Annotated in this window: 10 protein-coding genes; 9 read left to right on the forward strand and 1 reads right to left on the reverse strand. The window is 56.9% G+C overall.

What is annotated here, in order from left to right:
- Positions 1 to 7: 7 nt before the first annotated feature.
- Positions 8 to 2,536 carry a penicillin-binding protein 1A gene (locus BM035_RS15305; protein ID WP_092032962.1) on the reverse strand — a complete coding sequence of 843 codons (2,529 nt, stop codon included), beginning with the start codon at positions 2,534 to 2,536 and terminating at the stop codon, positions 8 to 10.
- A 195-nt stretch (positions 2,537 to 2,731) separates the two neighbouring features.
- On the opposite strand from BM035_RS15305, the gene BM035_RS15310 reads away from it, so the two are divergent.
- From BM035_RS15310 to gltB, 9 genes are all read left to right on the forward strand, one after another.
- A complete protein-coding gene (locus BM035_RS15310; protein WP_062786515.1) occupies positions 2,732 to 3,793 on the forward strand; it encodes a pilus assembly protein PilM in 1,062 nt (353 codons plus the stop codon).
- On the forward strand, positions 3,793 to 4,356 hold the full coding sequence (locus BM035_RS15315) for a PilN domain-containing protein (protein WP_092032965.1): 564 nt from the start codon (positions 3,793 to 3,795) through the stop codon (positions 4,354 to 4,356). Before BM035_RS15310 ends, BM035_RS15315 begins: the two co-directional genes overlap by 1 nt.
- Positions 4,356 to 4,967 carry a type 4a pilus biogenesis protein PilO gene (locus BM035_RS15320; RefSeq protein WP_092032967.1) on the forward strand — a complete coding sequence of 204 codons (612 nt, stop codon included), beginning with the start codon at positions 4,356 to 4,358 and terminating at the stop codon, positions 4,965 to 4,967. Before BM035_RS15315 ends, BM035_RS15320 begins: the two co-directional genes overlap by 1 nt.
- Positions 4,968 to 4,969: 2 nt before the next feature.
- Entirely contained in the window at positions 4,970 to 5,518 is a 549-nt protein-coding gene (locus BM035_RS15325) for a pilus assembly protein PilP (protein ID WP_092032970.1), read from the forward strand.
- 65 nt (positions 5,519 to 5,583) lie between these two features.
- Positions 5,584 to 7,665, forward strand: a complete 2,082-nt coding sequence (gene pilQ / locus BM035_RS15330; RefSeq protein WP_175497404.1) for a type IV pilus secretin PilQ — start codon at positions 5,584 to 5,586, stop codon at positions 7,663 to 7,665.
- A gap of 139 nt (positions 7,666 to 7,804) precedes the next feature.
- Positions 7,805 to 8,371, forward strand: a complete 567-nt coding sequence (aroK, locus tag BM035_RS15335) for a shikimate kinase AroK (RefSeq protein ID WP_008170790.1) — start codon at positions 7,805 to 7,807, stop codon at positions 8,369 to 8,371.
- On the forward strand, positions 8,364 to 9,458 hold the full coding sequence (gene aroB, locus BM035_RS15340) for a 3-dehydroquinate synthase (RefSeq protein ID WP_092032976.1): 1,095 nt from the start codon (positions 8,364 to 8,366) through the stop codon (positions 9,456 to 9,458). Before aroK ends, aroB begins: the two co-directional genes overlap by 8 nt.
- 55 nt (positions 9,459 to 9,513) lie before the next feature.
- Positions 9,514 to 10,947 (forward strand): SPOR domain-containing protein, encoded by a 1,434-nt coding sequence (locus tag BM035_RS15345; RefSeq protein WP_092032978.1) that lies wholly within the window; start codon positions 9,514 to 9,516, stop codon positions 10,945 to 10,947.
- Positions 10,948 to 11,158: 211 nt separating this feature from the next.
- On the forward strand, positions 11,159 to 15,607 hold the full coding sequence (gltB, locus tag BM035_RS15350; protein ID WP_092032981.1) for a glutamate synthase large subunit: 4,449 nt from the start codon (positions 11,159 to 11,161) through the stop codon (positions 15,605 to 15,607).
- Positions 15,608 to 15,677 lie beyond the last annotated feature (70 nt).

Consider the following 15,677-nt stretch of genomic DNA (forward strand, 5'->3'; position numbering starts at 1 on the left):
CCTGATGTCAGAAGATTCGCCTTGACAGATCGTCTTCCTCGGAGCCTCCATTGCGGTCGTTCTCGGTTTCGGATGTCAGGGGCGGTGGCGCATCCTCTTCCCGGAAGACCTCGAAAATGCCATCCTCGCCCGGTCTTGCGCGCTGTCCGGTTTCGGGGTTGATCCGGATATTGACGATGCCATTGGGGCGAGGCATGAAGGAAGAGGGTGCCCCTTCGAGCGCTACTTCCATATAGTCCAGCCAGATGGGGAGCGCGGTGCTGGCGCCAAACTCGCGTCTGCCCAAAGGTGCCGGTTGGTCGAATCCGACCCAGGTGGTTGTGGCCACTTCGTGATTAAAGCCGGCAAACCAGGTGTCTTTCTGTTCGTTGGTGGTGCCGGTTTTACCGGCGATGTCATCCCGGCCAAGGGCCAGCGCCCGTCTGCCGGTACCGCGACGAATGACGTCCTGCATCATTGAATGCAGAATAAAGACCGAGCGTTCGTCCGCCAGTCTGGGCATAACCCGAACCTCGGGCGAGTCCTCACTTGTTTCAGAGACATTGGCGACGGTGTTTGGCGAGCCTTCTTGCTCGCCCGATGGTTCCTGTGCTGTATCGTCGTCGCAGTCTTTGTCGCACAGAACGGTTTTCGGCGCCTGGTAAATGGTCTCACCGCTAAAGTCAGTGATAGTCTCGATGAGGTAGGGTTCAACGTCGTAGCCTCCGTTGGCAATCACGGCCATGCCTCGGGCAAGTTCCATGGGAGTAAGCTGCCCGCTGCCCAGGGAGAGTGACAGGTCGTCCGGCATGTTTTCTACCGGGATTTCCAGTTGTGCCAGGTAATCCAGCGTGTTCTGGATGCCCAGGTCGCGCAGCAGTCGGATTGAGACCAGGTTGCGTGAGCGATAGAGTGCTTCCCGCAGGCGGGTTGGGCCATAGAACTGTCCGGAGGAGTTCTGGGGGCGCCAGGCAGTCTCCAGTTCCGAGTCATCGAAGACAATCGGCGCATCGTTGTAGATGGTCGCCGGTGTCATGCCGCTTTCCAGAGCGCTCAGATAAAGAAAGGGCTTGAAGGTGGAGCCAGGCTGTCGTCTTGCCTGTATGGCACGGTTATATTTGCTCTGACCAAAACTGTAGCCTCCGCTCAGTGCCTCAATGGCGCCGGTTTTGGCTTTCAGTGAAATGAGCGCGCCTTCAACCCTCGGGATTTGAGCAAGCGCAACAGAGGCTTCAGCGAGCTGCTCCGACTGCTCATTCGGGGATTCGTTCCCGTTGGCTTCTGGCTCTGGCGAGGCCGATTCCGGGTTCTGGGCGCGCACATAGATAACGTCGCCGGGAGCCACAACATCGGAGGGCTTCTCAGGCTCAGGGCCTGTGAGATTTTCAGTTTTGTAGCGCCTCGCCCAGGTCATGGTTTCGAAAGGCATGGTGGCGGGGCCGATGCGGCGCGCGTGGACCGCCACTTTGCCGGATTCGTCGTCAACCTCTGTGACGATTGCGGGAAGCAGGGACTCCACGCGAGGGTAGTTCAGGATGAGATCTGATGGCTCACTCTCGGCGAGGGTTTCCTGATCAATCTGCCCAATGGGGCCCCTGAAGCCGTGGCGCCGATCATAGGCTTCAAGGCCGTCTCTTAATGCCTCTGTGGCAACCTGCTGTTTCTTGCCGTCAACTGTGAGGGTGACGGTGTAGCCATCGGTGTAGGCGTCCTCGCCGAACCGCCGAACCATCTCGGATCTCGCCATTTCGGCAACATAGTCGGCGTCGACTTCAGTCTCCGTGCTGTTGTAGCTGGCAGTAATGGGGGCGGAAACAGCAAGTTCGTGGGCATCCGGAGTGATGTATCCCAGGTCGCGCATTCGTCCGAGAATCCAGTTGCGCCGGATCATCGCACGGTCCGGATTGGCCAGGGGGTTGAATGCCGAGGGCGCTTTTGGCAAGCCGGCGAGCATGGCCATTTGGGCCAGGGACAGTTCCGAGACCGGCTTGTTGTAATAAACCTGTGCAGCGGCGGCAATTCCGTAGGCCCGATTGCCCAGATAGATCTTGTTCAGATAGAGCTCGAGAATGCGGTTTTTATCCAGTTCACGTTCGATCTGAAGAGCCAGAAGTATCTCGTTGAACTTCCGGATAAAGGTTCTGTCCCGTGACAAAAAGTAATTTTTTGCAACCTGCATTGTGATGGTACTGCCCCCGGACTGGATCTCGCCGGTAGAGACCAGTTCGATTGCAGCCCGCGCCAGGCCTTTGATGTCGACCCCGAAGTGCTCGTAAAAACGCGAGTCTTCAGCTGCCATAAAGGCTTGTAACTGAATTGTTGGGATCTGTTCGATTGTGATGGGTGCCCTTCTCTTTTCACCGAATTCTGCTATTAATCTGTTGTCTTTGCTATAGACCCGTAATGGCGTCTGAAGCTTGATGTCCAGAAGCTGATGTACCGGCGGAAGGCCAGGGCGAAGGTAAAGATAGAAGCCTGACGTTACGATAACGGCGACACTCAGTCCGGTAAGAAACAACCAGGCAAAAAGGCGAGATGTGCGCAACAAATGAGACATTTTTTTCTGACAACTGTTGGATATAGGTCTATCATTTGAGAAATTGCTTTAGGATGGAAGAGGTGCTTCACCGCTGCAATAGTTCTCAACTAAAGAAGAACACGCATTGTAGACGGAATGGTGAAGAAATTCTCTTAAATAAAAAACACATAAGTTACGTAACCGGGTGCATCTAACCAGGTATAGGGTGAGCGCGTGTTTGGATTAGGAAAGAAATCCAGTGCAGTGCTGGGCGTGGATATAAGCTCCAGCTCGGTCAAACTTCTGGAGCTATCGAAGCAGGGCGACCGTTATAAGGTCGAAAGCTACGCGGTGGAGCCTTTGCCGGCCAATGCCGTGGTGGAAAAGAATATTACGGACGTAGAAGCTGTGGGCGAGGTAATGAAGCGCGTAGCTTCCAAGTCCCGTTCTGGTGTCAAACAGGTGGCTGTTGCGGTTTCAGGTTCTGCAGTTATTACCAAGCTCATCCAGATGGATGGCGGCCTGAACGAATTCGAGATGGAAGATCAGATTGCCCTGGAGGCCGATCAATATATTCCATACCCGCTGGATGAAGTGGCCATCGATTTCGAGGTTCAGGGACCTTCCGAGAACAACCCCGACCAGGTGGATGTGCTTCTGGCTGCTTGCCGGAAGGAAAACGTCGACATCCGCGAGGATGCACTCGAGATAGCTTCACTGACTACCAAGGTGGTTGACGTTGAAGCCTATGCCCTTGAGCGTGCCTACGCACTGATCGAGCCTCAGCTGGACTCTCAGGGAGAGGAGCTGGTGGTAGCGATCGTGGACATTGGCGCGACCATGACCACGCTGAGTGTTCTGGCCGGTGGCAAGACCGTTTATACGCGAGAGCAGATTTTCGGTGGCAAACAGCTGACCGAGGAAATCCAGCGCCGATACGGTTTGTCGCTCGAGGAAGCCGGTCTTGCGAAAAAGCAGGGCGGACTGCCTGACGATTACGAGTCAGAAGTGCTTACGCCGTTCCGCGAGGCTGTCGTGCAGCAGGTTGCCCGCGCGCTTCAGTTCTTCTTTGGTGCCAGTCAATACAATGCCGTCGATTACGTAGTTCTGGCCGGAGGCACGGCCTCGATTCAGGGGCTCACTGAAATGGTCGAAGAAAAAACGGGAACGCCGACCATGGTCGCGAATCCTTTTGCAGATATGGCGGTAGGTTCGAAGGTGAACGCGTCGGCACTGAGTAATGATGCGCCTTCCCTGATGATTGCCTGCGGCCTGGCAATGAGGAGCTTCGACTGATGGCAAAGATTAACCTCCGACCCTGGCGTGAAGAACTTCGTGCCGAAAAGCAGAAACAGTTCGTTGTGATGATTCTTGGTGCGGCGATCATTGCCGGTGGCCTGGTATTCCTCTGGAAGTCCGATATGGACAGCCGGATCGCTTACCAGCAATCGCGGAACGCTTATATTGAAACGGCGGCCAAGAAGCTGGACCAGCAGATCAAGGAGATCGAGAATCTCAAGCGCAAGCGGGATGAGCTTCTTGCCCGGATGCACGTTATCCAGGACCTTCAGGGTAAACGCCCGGTTATTGTCCGGGTTTTTGACGAGCTGGTCAGAACGCTGCCCGATGGTGTTTTCTATACTGACCTCAAGCGCACGGGAGACCGGCTGGATATCGTGGGCATGGCGGAATCCAACAGCCGCGTTTCCACGTTGATGCGCCAGTTCGAGGAGTCCTATTGGTTTTCTGATCCCAACCTGTCAAACGTGTCGGCAGCAGACAGCCGCCGGGCCGGCTACAGTCAGTTCAACCTCTCGGTACAACAAAACACACCTGAGCCCGAAGGGGAGGATAAGTAATGAGCCTCGCGGACTCACTCAAAAGCCTCAACGAATTTGATATCAACGACCTCGACGTCAACAACGCCGGTATCTGGCCAGCACCGATCAAGGCTGTTGTGGTTCTGATCATCTTCGGGCTCATTTTCGGGGGCGGGTACTGGTTCTTCATCAAGGATCAGTACGCCCAGCTTGAACGCGTTGAAAAAACCGAGCAGGAGCTTCGTAAGAAGTACGAAGAGAAAGCCTACCAAGTGGCGAATCTTGAAGTCTTCAAGGCTCAGATGGCGGAGATGGAAGAAACGTTTGGCGCGCTGGTAAGGCAGCTTCCCAGCGAGACCGAAGTGCCAGGCTTGCTGGAGGATATTACCAATACCGCCCTGGGTAGTGGTCTTGCGCTCCAGGAAGTGAAGCTGCAGCCGGAGCAGCGCCGGGATTTCTATTCCGAATTGCCGATCAATATCCGGGTGTCCGGTTCCTATCATGAGCTGGCGTCCTTTGTCAGCAGTGTGGCAAGCCTTCCCCGGATCGTGACCTTGCACGACTTGACCATCGAACCAACTGGCGGAGACGGAGAGCGGCTTGATATGCAAGTTGTGGCTCGTACCTACCGCTACCGGGCTGGAGAATGAGCATGACAGCAAAGCATGCGGTAAAAGCCTGGCTGGGTGTGTGTCTGGTGTCTCTCCTGGCAGCCTGTTCCCAGGACAGCGGATTTTCAGATCTTGACAAATTCATGGCGGAAACGAGGGCGAAGCCGCGGGGATACGTGGAGCCCCTGCCCGAGTTCAAGGCCTATGAAGCATTCACTTACTCGGCCGCAGACAGGCGGTCACCGTTTGAGCCGCCGATTGACATCCAACTGACAATGGTGGATGAGAAGCCGGTCAGTGATGTTGAGCCGGATCTGGACCGGCCAAGAGAGGTGCTTGAGAACTTTGATCTCAAGGCGCTTCGGATGGTCGGAACACTTCAGGGCGCCTCAGGTAACCTGTTCGCTCTTGTCGAAGACGATACCGGTGGCATTCACAGGGTGCGCGCCGGAAACTATATGGGGCAGAACTACGGTCGTATTGTGGGCGTCAGTGAAACCCGTATTGAGCTGATTGAAATTGTTCCCAATGGCCGGGGTGGCTGGGTCGAGCGTCCCCGCTCGTTGACCCTCGAAGAAGGCGCAGGCTAAGGAGCGGCTGGATGAAAGTTGAAAGAAACATGCACGTACAAAAAAGTTCAGGGTCGAGGCTAGCGATGTTCAGAAAACTCAATGTATACGTCAGCGTGATTGCTTTTGGGTTGTTCTCCGGCCTGGCCAACGCGGTCACGCTGGAAGACGTGTCGTTTTCGTCGCTACCGGGCGAGCGGCTTGAAGTAACGCTGGAATTCGATGGGCCGCCGCCGGAACCCACCGGTTACACCATTGAGCGCCCCGCTCGCATCGCGGTCGATCTGAGGGGCACGATCAGCGGTCTGGACAGTCGCAGCATTCCCCTGGGCTCCGGGAACGCCCAGAGCATGACGGTGGTGGAAACCAGGGACCGGACACGGCTGATTTTCAACCTCGTTGAGCTGGTTCCTTACGACACGGTTCGCAGGGGTGATTCACTGGTTATGACTATTGGTGGCGAGGCAGGGGGCAAGGCTCAGGGTGCCGTGGCGGGCGCGCCTGATTCGTCCTCCCGGGGTGGCTCGGGAGCATCGGGTTCTTCTTCGGCCAACGCCCTTGGCGGTGTGGATTTCCGTCGTGGCAAGGAGGGCGAGGGCCGGGTTGTTGTCGATCTGGGCAGCTCCGGCACGCCTGTGGATTTGTCGGAACGGGCCGGCAAAATCCGGCTGACCATGGGTGGGATTACCGTTCCTGCCAACCTGCGTCGCCGGCTGGACGTTACGGATTTTGCAACGCCGGTTACCCGCATCGATACCTTTATCGAGGATGGCAATGCAGTGGTCGAGATCAGCCCGCAAGGAAACTACGATTACATTGCCTATCAGTCCGGCAGCCAGTTCACGGTCAGTGTGGAAAAGCTTACTGAACAGGAGGCGGAGTCACGCCGTGAAGAGAAATTCCCGTATACCGGCGAGAAGCTCTCACTGAACTTTCAGGACATTGAGGTTCGTTCGGTTCTCCAGCTGATTGCGGATTTCACAGGCCTGAACCTGGTTGCCAGTGACACGGTGGGCGGCAGCATTACGCTTCGTTTACAGAATGTTCCCTGGGACCAGGCTCTGGATCTGATTCTGAAGACCAAGGGGCTCGACAAGCGGCAGATCGGTAACGTGCTGTTGGTGGCTCCGGCGGATGAGATCGCTGCCCGGGAAAAGCTGGAGCTGGAAACCAATAAACAGATTGCAGAGCTGGCGCCGGTGCGGCTGGACATTGTTCAGGTCAACTACGCCAAGGCTGCCGACATTGTTGCCCTGATCAAGGAAGATGAGGAGCTGATTTCAGACCGCGGATTTGTCTCCTCGGATGTTCGCACCAACACCATCAGTATTCGTGAGACTGCGCAAAAGCTCGAGGAAATCCGTCGGCTTGTCTCCACATGGGATGTGCCGGTGCGGCAGGTATCCATCGAGGCGCGAATTGTCCGGGCCCAGACCAATGTGGCTGAAGATCTCGGTATTCGCTGGGGTGGTGCCGCTTACGATGTGAGTGGCGATAATGTATTCACTGTCGGAGGCTCGCAGCAGTCCTTGCAGGAGGCGCGTGATGCTGCAGCCGGAAACAGCAGTACAATCACCTTCCCGGGTGCGCTGGCGGTCGATCTCGGTGTGAGCGGTGAAGGCACTTCCTCGTTTGCCATTGGCTGGGGCAGCGATGACTTCCTGGTTGACCTGGAGCTGTCTGCGCTGGAGAGCGACGGCCAGGCCGAAGTGGTTTCACAGCCTCGTGTTGTGACCGCGGATCGCCAGACAGCGTCTATCAAATCCGGTGAGGAAATTCCTTATCAGCAAGCGTCTTCCAGCGGTGCGACAGCGGTCTCGTTCAAGGAAGCCGTGCTTTCTCTCGAGGTGACGCCGCAAATCACCCCGGATGACAAGATTATTATGGATCTGGTGGTCAACCAGGACTCCCGTGGTGAAGTTACCGCCGGTATTCCTTCGATCAATACCAACCAGGTGACCACCCAGGTTCTGGTTGGCAACGGTGAGACGGTGGTGCTGGGTGGTATCTTCCAGTCGCAAGTTGCGACCCAAACTACGAAGACCCCGTTCCTTGGGGATATTCCCTACCTGGGTCGTCTTTTCAAGCGTACCGAGAAAATTGATGAGCGCAGTGAGCTGTTAATTTTCATAACGCCCAAGATCATCAAGAGCGATCTTGTCCGGTAACCGGGATCCCGAAAAAAAGCCGCCGCCTGGAACCCGGCGGCTTTTTTGTGCCTGAATTCCCCACAGGCCGGGTACGGAGCTTATGCAAGTACCGGCCCTGTGATATTCTCACCCGCCTGATCAAAACTGAGCGGAAGTTATGTCTTTGCCGAAACGCGTTGTCCTGGTTGGCCCCATGGGAGCAGGGAAAAGCACGATTGGCCGGATGCTCGCCAAAGAGCTCGGCTATCGTTTTCTTGATTCTGATCGCATCATTGAAGAGCGGTGCGGGGCTAACATTCCGTGGATTTTTGATGTTGAGGGCGAGGATGGATTCCGTTTGCGGGAAACAGCCATGCTGGACGAGTTGTCCCACGAGGACCGAACCGTGCTGGCTACTGGTGGCGGAGCTGTGATGCGCCAGGAAAACCACCCGATTCTCAAGAGAGATGCAACGGTCATCTATCTGAAAACATCCATAGAGCAGCAGGTAGAGCGAACACGCAAGGACCGCAATCGGCCTTTGCTACAGAACGACGACCCTGAGGCGGTCTTGCGGAAACTTTTCTCAATCCGCGATCCGCTGTATTCAGGTCTCGCGGACATCATCATGTTCACGGACAGAAAGAGTCCCCGGCTGGTGGTACGTCAGCTGGTCAATCGGCTGAACCCGAAAACGCCGCGTCACAAAAGGCAGATACGTAAGGAAGGTCGCAACCATGTCTAATCGGTATCGGGAGCTCTCGGTAGAGCTCGGTGAACGCAGCTACCCCATATTTATCGGTGAGGGTCTTCTCGGCACTCAGGATCTATCAGCTTTTGTTTCCGGGGCGCAGGTCATGATCGTCACCAATGAGACTGTGGCACCACTCTATCTTGAACGGGCGAAAGCCTGCTTTCCGGGGAAGCGGGTTGATACCGTCGTACTTCCGGATGGCGAGAAGTTCAAGGATTGGCAGACTCTTAACAGCATCTTTGACGGTCTCCTTGAACAGCGCCACACCCGAAAAACCACTCTGGTCGCCCTCGGTGGAGGTGTGGTCGGGGATATGGCTGGTTTTGCAGCAGCCTGTTATCAACGTGGTGTACCGTTCATCCAGATTCCAACGACGCTGCTTTCCCAGGTCGACTCTTCTGTCGGCGGCAAAACTGGCATCAATCACCCGCTTGGCAAGAACATGATTGGGGCTTTTCATCAGCCGCAAGCGGTGTTGATAGACACGGCAAGTCTACAGACTTTGCCCGCCAGAGAGGTGTCAGCGGGGCTGGCGGAAGTTATCAAATATGGGCTGATCCGGGATCAGGGCTTTCTTGGCTGGCTTGAAGAGCGCATGGATGCATTGGTCAGTCTTGATCCGGAGGCGCTGGCAGAGGCCATCTTCAGGTCCTGCGCTTGCAAGGCCGAAATTGTTGCACTTGACGAGCGCGAAGGTGGCCTCAGGGCGATCCTGAATCTTGGTCACACCTTCGGCCACGCGATCGAAACCTATGCCGGTTATGGCAACTGGCTGCACGGGGAAGCAGTGGGCACCGGTATGCTGATGGCCGCCGAATTGTCCGCGCTTGAAGGGATGATCAGCCGTGACGATTGTGATCGTATTAACCGACTGATCCTCCGGGCCGGTTTACCGGATAAGCCCCCGGCTGCGATGACGGCCGATGACTTTATGGGTCTGATGGCTGTCGACAAGAAAAACGTGGATGGCCTTTTAAGGCTGGTCCTGCTTCGTTCGGTTGGAGACGCCGTGGTCACATCCGAAGTGAGTCCTGAAAACCTTGCTCTCACCTTTGCGCGTTTTTGCAGCTCGATATGATGACGGCCCGAAGGCATCAATGATTTGGTAGCGGACCAGAAGACAAGGAAGACCCGTGACTGAAGAAAGCTTGAACAGTCTTGATGGCGGAGGCCTGTTCCCCAGGTTGCAGCAGCGCTACAGCCTCCGTGCCAACCCGCTGGAAATGGAGACGCCGTTCTTTCCGGATGCCATGCGTCATCACGCTCTGGAAGCGTTGCGCCATCTATGCGGCTTCGGTGATATGGCTCTGTTATTAACCGGAGCTGCTGGCTCGGGCAAAACCCGAATACTGGCGGAGCTGGTCCGCAGCGAATCATCCAGACTCGACTTTCACCGTATACCGGCGGCAGCGCTGACCAGCGCCCAGGCCCTTGCCCGGGACCTGAAAGCGGTTTCCCGCTCAAATCTCGGCCCGGAAGACAGCCCCCGAGACCTGGTTTATGGCTTTTTCAAGTGGTCTGAATCGCGGGTCCGAAAGGGCCAGCGTATGGTCCTTTTGATTGACGATGCCGACCGGGCGCCGACGGAGTTGCTAAGGCTTATCCTGTCCGCCTATCTGGCTTCAGAGCGTGGCTCTTCTGCCGTTCCGGTGTTTGCCGGAACGGATAGCCTGGTCCAGTCGATGGGCCTGGATGATGCGAGCACAAGTGTCCACCAGATACATCTGCGGCCTCTCACCAGGGATGAAATCGTTGCCTATCTGGAACCACGGGTTCACGCTGCCGGCGGCAAGGCAGGGGAACTTCTGAGTCCGGCCCGGGTCTCCAAAATTCACGCCCTGAGCCAGGGTAGCTTTGCGCGACTCAAGCGTGTGACTCCGGGCGTTTGGCTGGACATGGTGGCCTCGCGGAGTGTCGATCGCCCTAAGCACGTTCCGTGGAAGCGGTTCCTTTTGCCCGGGCTGGCCCTTGTGCTCCTTGCGGGCTCCTGGTGGTTTGTGTCGCGCCAGTATGATGAATCCGTGGCCGGCGAGACTGTAAAAGCACCGGAGCCGGTGAGAAAGAGTATAACCATTGGGCCTGAAACAGAGAATTCAGTGCCATCCCCGGAAGAGCCGTCGCAGGACCAGCCTGCCGTGGAGCCTGAAACGGTATTGACAGAGCCGGTAACCGAGCCGGAAGCTGATCAGCCAGAGCCAGAGCCAGAGCCAGAGCCAGAGCCAGAGCCAGAGCCAGAGCCAGAGCCAGAGCCAGAGCCAGAGGCCGCGCCGAGCTTCACTCCAGCAAACCCGGCGTATTTTTCGGCGATTGATCAGGTTCGGGCGCGTGGAGGCTGGACCATTCAACTGGTGGCCGGCAATCTCGAACAGACTGCTCTGAACGTTATTTCCCGCTATTCACAGCTTGGTGATCTGGTCTACACCCGCGGGGAAAGGCAAGGCCAGCCCTGGTTTATGGTATTCTATGGGGAGTTTCCTACCCGGGAGGCGGCAAATGCCGCGGCAGCTGGTTTGCCAGAGGAGCTGGCTTCCAGGTCACCCTGGGTGCGTCCGGTCGACAATTTATAGCGCCGCTGTTTCGGCGCTAACTCGTTGTTCCATAACCTTGTCGACTGGTAATCCCGGTTTCGGCTTCCCACAATAACGTCACGCCGATTTGAGTACGTATTTCTACGTGTGTAAAATAGCCAGCCCCCATTTTCAGTGTCGAAGGGTGGTTGTTTGGCTGTGCGCCAATTAACTCTTTGATTGAAAAGCATTTCTACGCGAGAGAACGCTTATGATGACAGGTTTGTATCATCCCGATGAATTCAGGGACAACTGCGGATTCGGTCTGATTGCCCACATGAAGGGCGAGGCCAGCCACAAGTTGTTGCAAACTGCCATCGAGTCTCTGACCTGCATGACCCACCGAGGTGGTATCGCTGCAGACGGAAAGACCGGCGATGGTTGTGGCCTTCTGATCCAGAGCCCGGATGGCTTTCTGAAAAAAGCCGCCAAGGCAGCGTTTGGTAAGGAGCCGGGTGATCTTTTTGCTGTCGGCCAGGTCTTCCTGAACCCCGACGAAGCCAAGGCTTCGGCTGGTCGTGCGGCCATCGAGAAACGGTTGACCGAGCAGGGCCTGGAGATTCTCGGCTGGCGCGAAGTGCCGGTCGATGACAGCTGTCTCGGTCCTATGGCGCTTGATTGCCTGCCCCGTATCGAGCAGGTCTTCGTGGTGCCTGGTGGCAAGGCGGAGCGTGATTTTGCGATCAGTCTGTTCGTGGGCCGTCGCCACGCCGAAAGCGATATGGCCGACGATCCCGAGTTCTACATCTGTAGCCTGTCACACCGCACCCTGGCCTATAAAGGCCTGATGATGCCGGCAGATCTGGCCAACTTCTACAAGGATCTGGGTGACCCCGATCTCGAGACCGCCATCTGTGTTTTCCATCAGCGGTTCTCCACCAACACCATGCCACGCTGGCCGCTGGCCCAGCCGTTCCGGTATCTGGCTCACAACGGTGAGATCAACACCATCGACGGCAACCGTAACTGGGCCATCGCCCGGGCCGCCAAGTTCAGCTCTCCGGAATTGCCAGATCTGCAGACCCTGCAGCCTCTGGTGAACCTCACCGGTTCTGACTCCTCAAGCATGGACAACATGCTGGAAGTGCTGCTTGCCGGCGGTGTTGACCTGTTCCGCGCGGTCCGCATGATGATTCCGCCAGCCTGGCAGAATGTCGACAGCATGGATTCAGAGCTGCGTGCGTTTTACGAGTACAACTCCATGCACATGGAGCCTTGGGATGGTCCTGCCGGTCTGGTCATGTCGGACGGCCGCTATGCCGTCTGTATGCTCGACCGGAATGGTCTGCGCCCGGCCCGGTGGGTCATCACCAAGGATGATTTCATCACGCTGGCCTCAGAGATCGGAACTTACGGTTATCAGCCGGACGATGTGGTAGCCAAAGGCCGTGTCGGACCGGGTCAGATGCTGGCGATCGACACAGAGTCCGGTGAAGTCCTGCACACCAAGGACATTGATCAGCGTCTCAAGACCGCTCAGCCTTACAAGCGCTGGCTGCGGGAAAACGCTCTCCGCGTCGAGACCACTCTGAATCAGGACACCCCGGATTTCAGGCTGATGGATTCCGGCGAGCTTCTGGTGCACCAGAAGATGTTCATGGTCTCCTTCGAAGAGCGTGACCAGGTATTGCGTCCGCTTGCGGAGAACGGCCAGGAAGCGGTTGGATCAATGGGCGACGATACCCCAATGGCCGTGCTCTCGAGCAAGGTACGCCACGTGGCGGACTACTTCCGGCAGAAGTTCGCCCAGGTGACCAACCCGGCGATTGACCCTCTGCGTGAGTCGATTGTCATGTCCCTGGAGACCTGTCTGGGTGCCGAGCGCAACGTATTCGAGGAAACCGCCGATCACGCAGACCGCATTATTCTGACGACACCGGTTCTGTCGCCTGCCAAGTTCCTCAAGATTGCCAACAATGAGCGCCCGGGTTTCGAGGTCGCGCGTATTTCCATGAGCTACCGCCCGGAACAGGGATTGGAGCAGGCGATTCGCCAGGTTTGTGAGGAAGCGGAACAGGCCGTCCGGGATGGTAAGGTGCTGCTGATCCTCACCGACAAAGATTTGAAGGAAGGTGAACTGCCGGTCAATGCCCTGATGGCAACCGGTGCGGTCCACCACCATCTGGTCAAGAAAGGACTGCGTTGCGATTCCAACATCGTTGTTGAAACCGGTTGGGCTCGCGATCCCCATCATTTCGCCGTGCTCTTCGGTTTTGGTGCAACAGCGGTCTATCCGTACCTGGCTTACCAGGTTCTGAACGACCTGATCCGTACCGGCGAACTGCTGATGGATCCGATTGATGCCAAGAATAACTACCGGAAGGGCATCAACAAAGGGTTGCTGAAGATACTGTCGAAGATGGGAATTTCCACCATCACTTCCTATCGTGGCGCCCAGCTGTTTGAGGCGGTCGGTCTGGCCGATGATGTCGTTGACCTGTGCTTCAAGGGTGTGCCCAGCCGAATCCAGGGTGCCGGGTTCTACGATTTCCAGCAGGACCAGGAGCAATTGGCGTCCGTGGCCTGGAAGCCGCGCAAGCCCATCATTCAGGGCGGTCTTCTGAAGTACGTCCATGGCCAGGAGTATCATGCCTTTAACCCGGATGTGGTCGGTAAGCTCCAGGAGGCGGTGACCAGCGGCGACTATGGCCACTACAAGGAATACGCGGGTCTGGTTAACGAGCGTCCGGTTGCGACGCTCCGTGACCTTCTTGTCTTCCGGAAAGACATCAAGCCGATTGATATTTCGGAAGTAGAGCCGGTTGAAAACATCTTCACCCGCTTTGATTCGGCCGGTATGTCACTTGGTGCCCTGTCACCCGAGGCCCACGAAGCCTTGGCGGTGGCCATGAATACCCTGGGCAGCCGGTCTAATTCGGGCGAGGGCGGTGAAGATCCCGCTCGCTATGGCACTGAAAAACGCTCGAAAATCAAACAGATCGCGTCCGGACGTTTTGGCGTTACAGCCGAATATCTGCGTAGTGCGGATGTCATGCAGATCAAGGTGGCCCAAGGTGCCAAGCCGGGCGAAGGCGGCCAGTTGCCCGGTGGCAAGGTCAATGAACTGATCGCCCGCCTGCGTTATTCGGTCCCGGGCGTAACGCTGATTTCACCGCCGCCGCATCACGATATCTATTCCATCGAGGATCTGGCCCAGCTGATTTTCGACCTCAAACAGGTCAATCCGCAGGCTCTGGTGTCTGTGAAGCTGGTCTCTGAGCCCGGCGTCGGTACGATTGCCGCAGGTGTGGCTAAGGCGTACGCCGACCTGATCACGGTGTCCGGGTACGATGGCGGTACAGCGGCGAGCCCGCTGACGTCGATCCGCTACGCCGGTTCTCCCTGGGAGCTGGGGCTTACCGAAACCCAGCAGGCGCTGCGAGCCAATGACCTGCGTGGCAAGATTCGCCTGCAGACTGATGGCGGCCTGAAAACAGGTCTGGACGTGGTAAAGGGCGCGATCCTTGGTGCCGAGAGCTTCGGTTTTGGTACCACCCCGATGGTTGCGCTGGGTTGTAAATACCTGCGTATCTGTCACCTGAATAACTGCGCGACCGGTGTGGCTACACAGAACGACCACCTCCGTGAAGAGCACTTCAAGGGCACGGTGGAAATGGCGATGAATTTCTTCCGCTTCGTGGCCGAAGAGACCCGGGAGTGGATGGCCAAGCTGGGCGTGCGTACCCTGGAAGAGCTTGTGGGTCGCGTTGACCTGCTGGAGCGCCTGCCCGGTGATACCGAACGTCAGAAGAAACTGGATCTGAGTCGCCTGCTGTCTAACGACCATATTCCTGCAGACAAGCCGCAGACCTGTCAGGTCGAACGGAATCACCCGTTTGATGAGGGCAGGCTCGCGGAACAGATGGTTCAGGATACCGCTGCGGCGATCAAAGAGAAGAGTGGAGGCGCGTGGTCCTATCGAGTCACCAACTGTGATCGCTCTATTGGCGCCCGCCTCTCTGGCGAAATCGCCCAGATCCATGGTAACCAGGGTATGGTGGATGCACCGATCACCCTGGACCTGACCGGTACCGCTGGCCAGAGTTTTGGTGTCTGGAACGTGGGTGGTCTCAACCTGATCCTTGAAGGGGACGCCAACGACTACGTCGGTAAGGGCATGACCGGTGGCAAGCTGGTTGTGAAGCCGCCCCGCGGCAGCGCGTTCAAGACCCAGGAAACCTCTATCGTCGGCAATACCTGTCTCTACGGCGCAACCGGCGGCAAACTCTTTGCTGCCGGAACCGCGGGTGAGCGATTTGCAGTTCGTAATTCCGGTGCCCATGCCGTTGTGGAAGGCGCCGGAGACCATTGCTGTGAATACATGACCGGTGGTCTGGTGACGGTGCTGGGCTCTACTGGCCACAACTTCGGTGCTGGTATGACCGGTGGCTTTGCTTACGTCATGGATATCAACAACACGTTCGTGGACAAATACAACCACGAGCTGGTGGAAATTCAGCGGATTTCCAGCGAGGACATGGAGTCCTACCGCAATCACCTGCGTGGTGTAATCCGGGAGCATATCTCGGAAACCGGCAGTGAGTGGGCAGAGCACATTCTTGAGAATTTCGACGACTACATTGGCCGCTTCTGGCTGGTGAAACCCAAGGCTGCGAATCTGCGCAGTCTGCTGGCCAGCACCCGGGCGCGTCCGGAATAAGAGGCTGAGAGGGTTTGGGGCGAGCAGCCTGGCTGCCGCCCTTGTCGAAATCGAGTTGATGAGAGCATCC

Source organism: Marinobacter sp. DSM 26671 (assembly GCF_900112835.1).
Taxonomy (GTDB): Bacteria; Pseudomonadota; Gammaproteobacteria; order Pseudomonadales; family Oleiphilaceae; genus Marinobacter; species Marinobacter flavimaris.

Excerpts from the sequence above, each read along its gene's own strand:
- BM035_RS15305 (WP_092032962.1), bottom strand. The coding sequence starts at position 2,536 with ATGTCTCATTTGTTGCGCACATCTCGCCTTTTTGCCTGGTTGTTTCTT.
- BM035_RS15315 (WP_092032965.1), top strand. The coding sequence starts at position 3,793 with ATGGCAAAGATTAACCTCCGACCCTGGCGTGAAGAACTTCGTGCCGAA.
- BM035_RS15320 (WP_092032967.1), top strand. The coding sequence starts at position 4,356 with ATGAGCCTCGCGGACTCACTCAAAAGCCTCAACGAATTTGATATCAAC.
- BM035_RS15325 (WP_092032970.1), top strand. The coding sequence starts at position 4,970 with ATGACAGCAAAGCATGCGGTAAAAGCCTGGCTGGGTGTGTGTCTGGTG.
- pilQ (WP_175497404.1), top strand. The coding sequence starts at position 5,584 with ATGTTCAGAAAACTCAATGTATACGTCAGCGTGATTGCTTTTGGGTTG.
- aroK (WP_008170790.1), top strand. The coding sequence starts at position 7,805 with ATGTCTTTGCCGAAACGCGTTGTCCTGGTTGGCCCCATGGGAGCAGGG.
- aroB (WP_092032976.1), top strand. The coding sequence starts at position 8,364 with ATGTCTAATCGGTATCGGGAGCTCTCGGTAGAGCTCGGTGAACGCAGC.
- gltB (WP_092032981.1), top strand. The coding sequence starts at position 11,159 with ATGATGACAGGTTTGTATCATCCCGATGAATTCAGGGACAACTGCGGA.